This is a genomic window from Streptomyces chilikensis (assembly GCF_001642695.1).
Lineage (GTDB): Bacteria > Actinomycetota > Actinomycetes > Streptomycetales > Streptomycetaceae > Streptomyces > Streptomyces chilikensis.
In genome coordinates, this window is record NZ_LWCC02000062.1 from 1 (window position 1) to 7885 (window position 7885).

The 7885-nt window shown below is 76.6% G+C and carries 4 protein-coding genes; all 4 read right to left on the reverse strand.

Going from position 1 to position 7885, the window contains the following annotated elements; translation table 11 throughout:
• Positions 1–60: 60 nt before the first annotated feature.
• Positions 61–3855: a condensation domain-containing protein gene (locus tag A2U95_RS22285; protein WP_166026036.1), complete on the reverse strand. Its 3795-nt coding sequence runs from the start codon at positions 3853–3855 to the stop codon at positions 61–63.
• A gap of 80 nt (positions 3856–3935) precedes the next feature.
• Positions 3936–5834 carry a non-ribosomal peptide synthetase gene (locus A2U95_RS22290; RefSeq protein ID WP_166026038.1) on the reverse strand — a complete coding sequence of 633 codons (1899 nt, stop codon included), beginning with the start codon at positions 5832–5834 and terminating at the stop codon, positions 3936–3938.
• A gap of 8 nt (positions 5835–5842) precedes the next feature.
• The gene (locus A2U95_RS22295) at positions 5843–6892 is read right to left on the reverse strand and encodes a TauD/TfdA family dioxygenase (protein WP_166026040.1); all 1050 of its coding nucleotides are present in this window, start codon (positions 6890–6892) and stop codon (positions 5843–5845) included.
• A 56-nt stretch (positions 6893–6948) separates the two neighbouring features.
• Complete coding sequence (locus A2U95_RS22300) at positions 6949–7734, reverse strand: thioesterase II family protein (RefSeq protein WP_166026042.1); 786 nt, start codon at positions 7732–7734, stop codon at positions 6949–6951.
• Positions 7735–7885 lie beyond the last annotated feature (151 nt).

Below are 7885 nucleotides of genomic sequence, written 5' to 3' on the forward strand. Positions count from 1 at the left end.
GTGCGCGCGGCAGCTGCGGGCGGCAGGAACGGGCCGCCCGCAGCTGCCGCTGCCGGTGCGTCACAGGGAGGCGGCGCGCGCGCCCGCCCGGGTGCGCCGCCGCAGCGCGGTCGCCGCCGGACTCCCGCCGCCGCCCGTCATGCGGCGGGCCAGGGCCACCGCGGTCGGGTTGCGGAACACGTCCTGCAGGGTGAGGTCCTGGCCGAACTCGGCCCGGATCCGGTTGAGCAGCCGCACCGCCAGCAGGGAGTGGCCCCCGGACTTGAAGAAGTTGTCCTCCCGGCCCACCTCCCGGCCGCCGAGGATCTCGCGGAAGACGTCCAGCAGGCGTTCCTCCCGGTCGTCCGGGGCCGCCGGCCGCGGCGCGTCCCCCTCCTCGGGGGCGTGGCCGTGCTCGCCCGGAGCGGGCAGCCGCGTCACCTCGACCACCCGGGCGGGGGCCAGGTACTCGGGCAGCCGGTCGGCGGCCCAGCCGCGCAGCTCCTGCCCGTTCACGCCGCCGGACGGGCAGGTGACGTACGCGTACAGCCGGTCGTCGCGGACGGCGACGGCCGCGCCCGTCACGGCGGGATGGCGCAGCAGCACCTCCTCGATCCGGCCGGGCTCCACCGGGTAGCCGGCCGCGGTGAGGACGGCCACCGGGCGCAGGGTGCCGTCCGGTGCGGCGAACGCGCGCCGGCCGGTGGGACGCAGGCCGCCGCCCGGGGCCGGCTCGTGGACCTCGCCGGGCACCCGCACCGCGGCGGGCCGCCCCCGCCCGTCCAGGACGGTCTCCCGGCCGGCCGGGGCCGGCGGGCCGTACGCGAGCTCGGAGATCGGCGCGGCGGGGTCGGCGGCGAGCGCGTCGAGGGTCTCGGCGAGCCGCCGGGCCAGCAGGCGCGCGGTCTCCTCGTCGTAGATCGCGGTCGCGTACTCCAGGACGCCCTGGAGTCCGGCGGGCGCCCCGTCCGGGCCGGTCCGCTCGGTGAGCGCGAAGGTGAGGTCGCACTTGGCGCCGCCGGCGCGGAAGGCGACCGGCTCGCCGTCCAGGGCGGACGGGGCGGCCGGCCCGGCGGGCGCCGCGTGCACCTGGAGCATCACCTGCACCAGCGGGGCGTGGGCGGCGGACCGGTGCGGGCTGAGGTGCTCCACGAGCCGGTCGAAGGGCAGCTCCTGGTGGCTGTACGCGGCCAGCCCCGCCTCCCGGACCCGCCGCACCAGCTCGGCGTAGGCCGGGTCGCCGGAGGTGTCGGTGCGCAGCACCAGCGTGTTGACGAAGAAGCCGACGAGCGGATGCAGGGCGTCGTCGCCGCGCCCGGCGACGGTGGTGCCGATCGCGACGTCCGGGCCCGCGCCGTGCCGGGTCAGGACGGCGGCGAGGGCGGCCTGCACCACCATGAACAGGGTGGCGCCGCAGTCCCGGGCGCGGCGCAGCAGCGCCCGGTGGGTGGCGGCGCCCACGGTGAACCGGGTGAGGGCGCCGGCCCCGTCGCTCTCCGCGGGGCGCGGCCGGTCGGTGGGCAGCGCCAGCAGCGGCGGCATCCCCCGCAGGGTGTCGCGCCAGTGGGCGAGCTGCTCCCCGGCGATCCCGCTCCCGCCGTCCCCGCCGTCCCCGCCGTCAAGGAGGGTCCGCTGCCACAGGGTGTAGTCGGCGTACTGGACGGGCAGCGGCGTCCAGTCGGGGGCCCGGCCCCGGAGCCGGGCCCGGTAGGCGGTGTCGAGGTCGGTGAGGAGGCAGCCGGTGGACCAGCCGTCGCCGGCGATGTGGTGCAGGAGCAGCACCATCACCTGACCTCCGTCGCCCTCCTCGATCAGCCAGGCCCGCAGCGGGATCTCGTGGGCCAGGTCGAAGACGTGCCCGGCGGCCGCGTCGACGGCCGCCTCCAGCATCTCGGGGTTCTCGGCGCGGACCAGGGTGAGTTGGGGAGCGGCGTGTTCCAGGACCTCCTGCCAGGGCTCGCCGTCCTCGGACCGGTACACGGTGCGCAGCACCTCGTGGCGGGCGGCGACGTCGGCGAGCGCGTCGGCGAACGCGGCCGGGTCGACGGGTCGGCGCAGCCGGGTCACCACCGGGATGTTGTAGGTGGCGCCGGGGCCCTCGAGCCGGCCGACGAACCACAGGCGCCGCTGGGCGGCGGACAGCGGGATCCGGGCCGGCCGGCGCTCCGGCGGGACGGGCCGCAGCGGCGGGCGGGCGGGTCCGTCGGCGCGTTCGCCCAGGCGGCGCAGCAGCCGCCGGGGGGTGGGGGCGAGGAAGACGTCGCGGATGGCGGCGTGCAGGCCGAGCGCGCCGCGGATGCGGTTGGTGAGCTTTCCGGCGAGCAGGGAGTGCCCGCCGAGCTTGAAGAAGTTGTCGTCCGGCCCGGCCCCGTCCCGCTGGAGGACCTCCGCGAACAGGCCTCGCAGGATCTCCTCGCGGGGGTCGGCCGCCGGACCGCCGGTGGCCGGCACGCCGTCGTGCGGCCCGTCCTGACCGGCGGTGTTCCGCCGTTCCGCGCGGTCGAGCGCCCGGTACCGGCGGTCGAGTTCCCGGCGCTCCTCCCCGGTGAGCAGCTCCACCCGGCTGAGGGGGGTGTCGGCCGGCCGTCCGGCGAGGACGGCGAGGGCGCGCCGGAAGAGGGTGAGCAGGAGGCGCGCGGTGTCCTCGTCGTACAGGTCGGTGGCGTACTGCAGGCCGAGCGCGACCCCGTCGGGTTCGCCGTCGGGGCGGTGCTTCTCGGCGCAGCTGAAGGCGAGGTCGAACTTGGCGGTGGCCAGGTCGGCCCCGTCGAGGACGGCGGGTATGCCGCCCAGGCGGACGGTGGCGTCCCGCGCGGTCTGCGCGGCGAGCGTCACCTGGAAGAAGGGGTGCCGGCCGAAGGACCGTTCGGGGTTGAGGTCCTCCACCAGCAGGTCGAAGGGCAGGTCCTCGTGGGCGAACGCGGCCAGGTCGCGTTCGCGTACCTGGGCGAGGACCTCGCCCAGGGTGGGGTCGCCGGACAGGTCGGCCCGCAGGGCGAGGGAGTTGACGAAGAAGCCGACCAGATCGTGCAGGTCCTCCTCGGGCCGGCCGGCCACCGGCGCGCCCACCACCACGTCGTCCCCGGCGCCCGCCGCCCGCAGGGCGAGCGACAGGGCGGCCCGGGAGGCCATGAAGAAGGTCGCCCGGTGGGCGCGGGCGACACCGGTGAGCGCCTTGTGGGCGGCGGCGTCGAGCTCCGCGGTGACCACCGCGCCCCGGTCGCCCGGTTCGGCGGGGCGGGGCCGGTCGGCGGGCAGCCGGGTCTCGGCGGGGATGCCCGCCAGGGCCTCGCGCCAGTGGGCGAGCTGCTGGTGGGCGGTGCTGCCGGGGTCCGCGGGGTCGCCGAGCATGTCCCGCTGCCACAGCGCGTAGTCCGCGTACTGGACGGGCAGCGGCTCCCATCCGGGGGCCCGGCCCCTGAGCCGGGCCCGGTAGGCGGTGTCGAGGTCGGTGAGGAGGCAGCCGACGGACCAGCCGTCGGTGGCGATGTGGTGGATCAGCAGCACCAGCACGGCGGTGTCGTCCGGACCGGTGAACAACCGTGCCCGCAGCGGAAGTTCGACGGTGACGTCGAGAGGGGTGCGGACGAAGGCGGTGACCGCCGCCTCCAGGTCGTCGCCCGGTGCGCAGCGCCCGGCCTCCAGCCGTACGTCCGGGTCGTCGACGATCCGCTGGTAGGGCTCCGCGTCCTGGGCGGGGTAGACGGTGCGCAGGACCTCGTGGCGTTCCACGACGTCCCGCACCGCGGCCTCGAGCGCCTCCCGGTCGGGGACGGCGGCGAGGCGGAGCACGACGGGGGCGTTGTAGGCCGGCGACGCGCCCTCCAGGCGGTTCAGGAACCACAGCCGGCGCTGGGCGTAGGACAGGGGGATCACGGTTGCTGCTCCTCAGGGGTGGCGGGGGCGGGCGGGTCGGTGGACCGGTGACGGGGTCCGCCCGGCGGCGCGGGCGCAGGTCAGGCATCCCGCGCGGCCGTCAGCTCCTCGATGTGGGCGGCCAGGTCGCGCAGCCGCGGATGGGCGTACACGGCCTTCACCGGCAGCGCCAGGGACAGTTCGGCCCGCACCCGGGAGACCAGCTTGATGGCGAGCAGGGAGTGGCCGCCGAGCTTGAAGAAGTTGTCGTCCGGGCCGATCGACCCGGCGCCCAGGACCTGCCCCCACACCCGGGCGATCAGCTCCTCGGCGCGGCCGCGCGGGCCGCCGTCGCCGTCCGCGGCCGCCCGGGGGGCGGCCGGCGCCTGGACGCGGGCGGGCAGCGCGGACCGGTCGAGCTTGCCGCTGGGCGTCGTCGCGAACCGGTCCACGGCGACGAACGCGGACGGCACCATGTACGACGGCAGCGTCCGCGCCAGCCGGGCGCGCATCTCCCGCGCGTCGCCGCCGCGGTGGTAGGCGATCAGGGCCGGTTCCCCGCCGGCGTCCTCGCCGAGGATCACGGCGGCCTCGGCGACGCCGTCCGCGCGGGTGAGGGCGGCCTCGATCTCCGGGAGTTCGACGCGGTGGCCGCGCACCTTGACCTGGCCGTCGGCGCGGCCGAGGTAGACCAGCCGGCCGTCGGGGAGCAGCCGGCAGCGGTCGCCGGTGCGGTACACGCGCGCGCCGGGGACGCCCGAGGGGTCGGCGACGAACCGCTCCGCGGTCAGGGCCGGCCGGCGCCGGTAGCCCCGGCCCACCCGCGGTCCCGCCAGGTGGAGTTCGCCGGTCCCTCCGGGCCCGACGGGGGCCAGCCTCTCGTCCAGCAGCAGCATCCGCAGTCCCGGCAGGACGGTTCCCAGGTGAGGTTCACCCGGTCCGTCGACCCAGGCGGCGGTGGCGTCGACGGTGCACTCGGTGGGGCCGTACAGGTTGACCGCGCGCAGCAGGCCGGACCGGTGGGCGGCGGCCAGCCGGTCCCACAGCGACGGGCTGATCGCCTCGCCGCCGACCAGCAGGGTCAGCGGGCGGGGGCCGCCGTCCGCGGTGAGCAGTCCGAGCAGAGGGTCGGCGTGCGAGGGGGTGATGTCGAGGTCGGTGAGGGCCTGCTCGTCGACGAAGGCGGCCAGCAGCGCCGGGTCGCGGCGGGTCTCCTCGTCGATCATGACGAGGGTGTCGCCGCGGCACAGCCGCACCCACTGCTGCACGGACGCGTCGAACGACGGGGAGGCGTTCCAGCCGACCCGGCGGCCCTCGCCCGCGGCGACGCCGGCCTCCTCGAGCTCCCTCAGCAGCAGCGAGACGGCGCCGCGGCCGATCTCCACGCCCTTGGGGCGGCCGGTGGAGCCGGAGGTGTAGATGACGTAGGCGAGGGTGTCCGCGGTGACCGGCACCGGGGCGAATCCGGGCCGGCCGGCCCGGTCGGTCCGGTCGGCCCGGTCGGTCCGGTCCGTCCGGTCGGCGGTGAGGTCGGCCAGGGCCGCGGTCCGGGCGGTGGTCGCCGGCTCCGTGGTGCCGTCGGTCACCACCAGGTCCGCGCCGGAGTCCTCCAGCAGGTAGGCGCGGCGCTCGGCGGGCAGCGCCGGGTCGACCGGCAGGTAGGCGGCGCCGGCGGTGAGCGTGCCGACGATCGCCGTGACCAGGCCGGCACCGCGCGGCAGGCACAGCGCCACCACGCTCTCCGGCCCGACGCCGAGCCCGGCCAGCCGGGCGGCGAACACGGCCGCCCCGGCGCGTAGTTCGTCGAAGGTGAGCTCCAGCCCGTCGGCGACGACGGCGGTGCGCCCGCCGGGGACGGCGGCGAGCCGGGCCATCAGGTCGGCGGCGCCGGTGCCGGCGGCGCACCCGCCGCACGGGCAGCCGGCCGGGTGGGGCTCGGGACGCGGGGCGGCCGGGTCCGCCAGGGCGACGGCGGAACGCTCGGGGAGGACGGCGGTCATGACGGGGCTCACTTTCCGTACGGGGTGGTGGACGGGGCGGTGGTGGGGGAGCAGTCGGACAGGGCCACCGGCTCGCCCATGGCGACGAGGATCTTCCGGTCGCCGGTGAACGACTCCCGGCCGTGCGCGCAGAGGATGTTGTCGACGAGCATCAGGTCGCCGGCCTGCCAGCTCTCCCGCACGGTGACCGCCCGGTAGACGTCGTTGATCGCGTCGACCTCGGCGTCGGTGAGCGGGGAGCCGTCCCCCAGGTAGGTGTTGAACGGCAGGCCCTCCTCCCCGAAGGTCTCGGTGAGGACCTCGCGGACGTCCTCGTCGAGGCTGCGCGCGTTCCAGAACGCGAAGTGGTTGAACCAGGCCCGCTCACCGGTCACCGGGTGGGTGATGATCGCGGAACGGCGCTGACGGGTGCGCAGGGTGTCCTCGTCCAGCCACTCGTAGCCGATGGCGTTGGCGTCGCAGTACGCCTCGGCGCCGGCCGGCTCCTCGGCGGAGAACGCCTTGCGCCAGGGCATGCCCGCCAGGTCGGAGTAGTTGCGCACCAGGAGCCAGCCCGCCTCGGCGAACCGGGCCGCCAGGTCCTCGGGCAGCAGGGCGAGCGCCCGGCGCATGTCGCCGACGGTGGTCGCCCCGCCGGTCTCCGGAGCGGTCACGCAGCCGAAGAGCAGCACGCCGGGGAAGTCGAGGGTGTAGCTGTTCTCGTTGTGCAGGCGGATCGGCTGGGCGGCCGGCAGGTCCGTGGAGGAGAAAACCCCCTCGCCGAAGTCGGTGCGCGGGGTGGCCTTCTCCTTGTAGCCGGCCCGCACGGCGATCAGCGCGTCACGTGCCGCGGCGAACGACTCCGCGTCCGTCACCGGCAGCCCGCGCAGCATGACCGCACCGGACCGGTGCAGCTCGGCGCGGATGGCGGGGCGGTGGTCGGAGAGCCAGGTGACGGCCTCCTCCATGGTGGCGAGGTCCGGGGTGCGGACGACGACCGGCCTGCCGGGCTCCCGGGTGACGGCGATGCCGGCGGCGGCGATGTCGGTGGCGGCGGGGCTCTGGGCGAATGTGGTCATGACGGTTCCTCGTGTCGGTTCGGCGGAAGTGAGGGGCCGGCCGCGGGCCGGGCCGGTCAGGCCGGGGCGGCCGCGGAGTCGCGCAGGGCCTGGAGGGCCGGGTTCAGGCGGGCGAAGAAGCCGGACAGGTCCTGCTGGAAGTAGAAGTGGTCACCGGGCAGCACCTCCGGCGCCACCGGGTGGCCGGCGACCGCGGACCAGCCGCCGAGCATGTCCACCGGGACGATCGGATCGGCGTCCCCGCCGAACACCGCGACCGGGCAGTCCAGCCGCACACCCGGGGCGGTGCACCGGTAGGCGTCGTCGATGGCGAAGTCCGCGCGGATGGACGGCAGGACGATCTCGCGGAGCTCCGGGTCGTCGAGGATGCCGTCGTCGGTGCCGCCCCGCTCCTTGATGGCGGCGACGAGCTGGTCGTCGTCGAGCCGCTCGGGGTGCACGGGGCACTGGTTGGGCAGCACCGGCGCCCGGCAGGCCGAGGCGATCAGCCCGGCCGGAGCGCGGCCGGCGGCCTGCAGCGCGCGGGTCACCTCGAAGGCGACCAGCGAACCCATGCTGTGCCCGAGCACCACCAGCGGGCCCGTGTCCGGGGGCAGCGCGCCGACCACCGGAAGGGCCAGGTCGTCGACCGACTCGGGCAGGTCCTCGCAGTAGCGGGCGCCGCGGCCCGGGTACTGGCCGATCAGCAGCCGTACATCGGCCGGCAGGTGCTCGCGCCACTCGCTGTAGGCGTGCGCGTTGCCGCCGGCGTGCGGCAGCACCAGCAGCGACATGCGGTGCGGCGCGTCACCGGGCAGGTCCCAGACGACGTCCTCGGGGGCGGGGGACGGAGATCCGTTCATGAGCTCATCCGTTCGGTCTCGGTGCGGCGACGCAGAGCGGGCCGGGCCTTGCCGGCCGGCGCGGTCCTGCGCGCCGCGATGTGTTCGGCGAGTCGGGCGGGGGTGGGGTGCTGGAAGACGTCGCGGACGGTGAGGCGGACGTCCAGGGCGG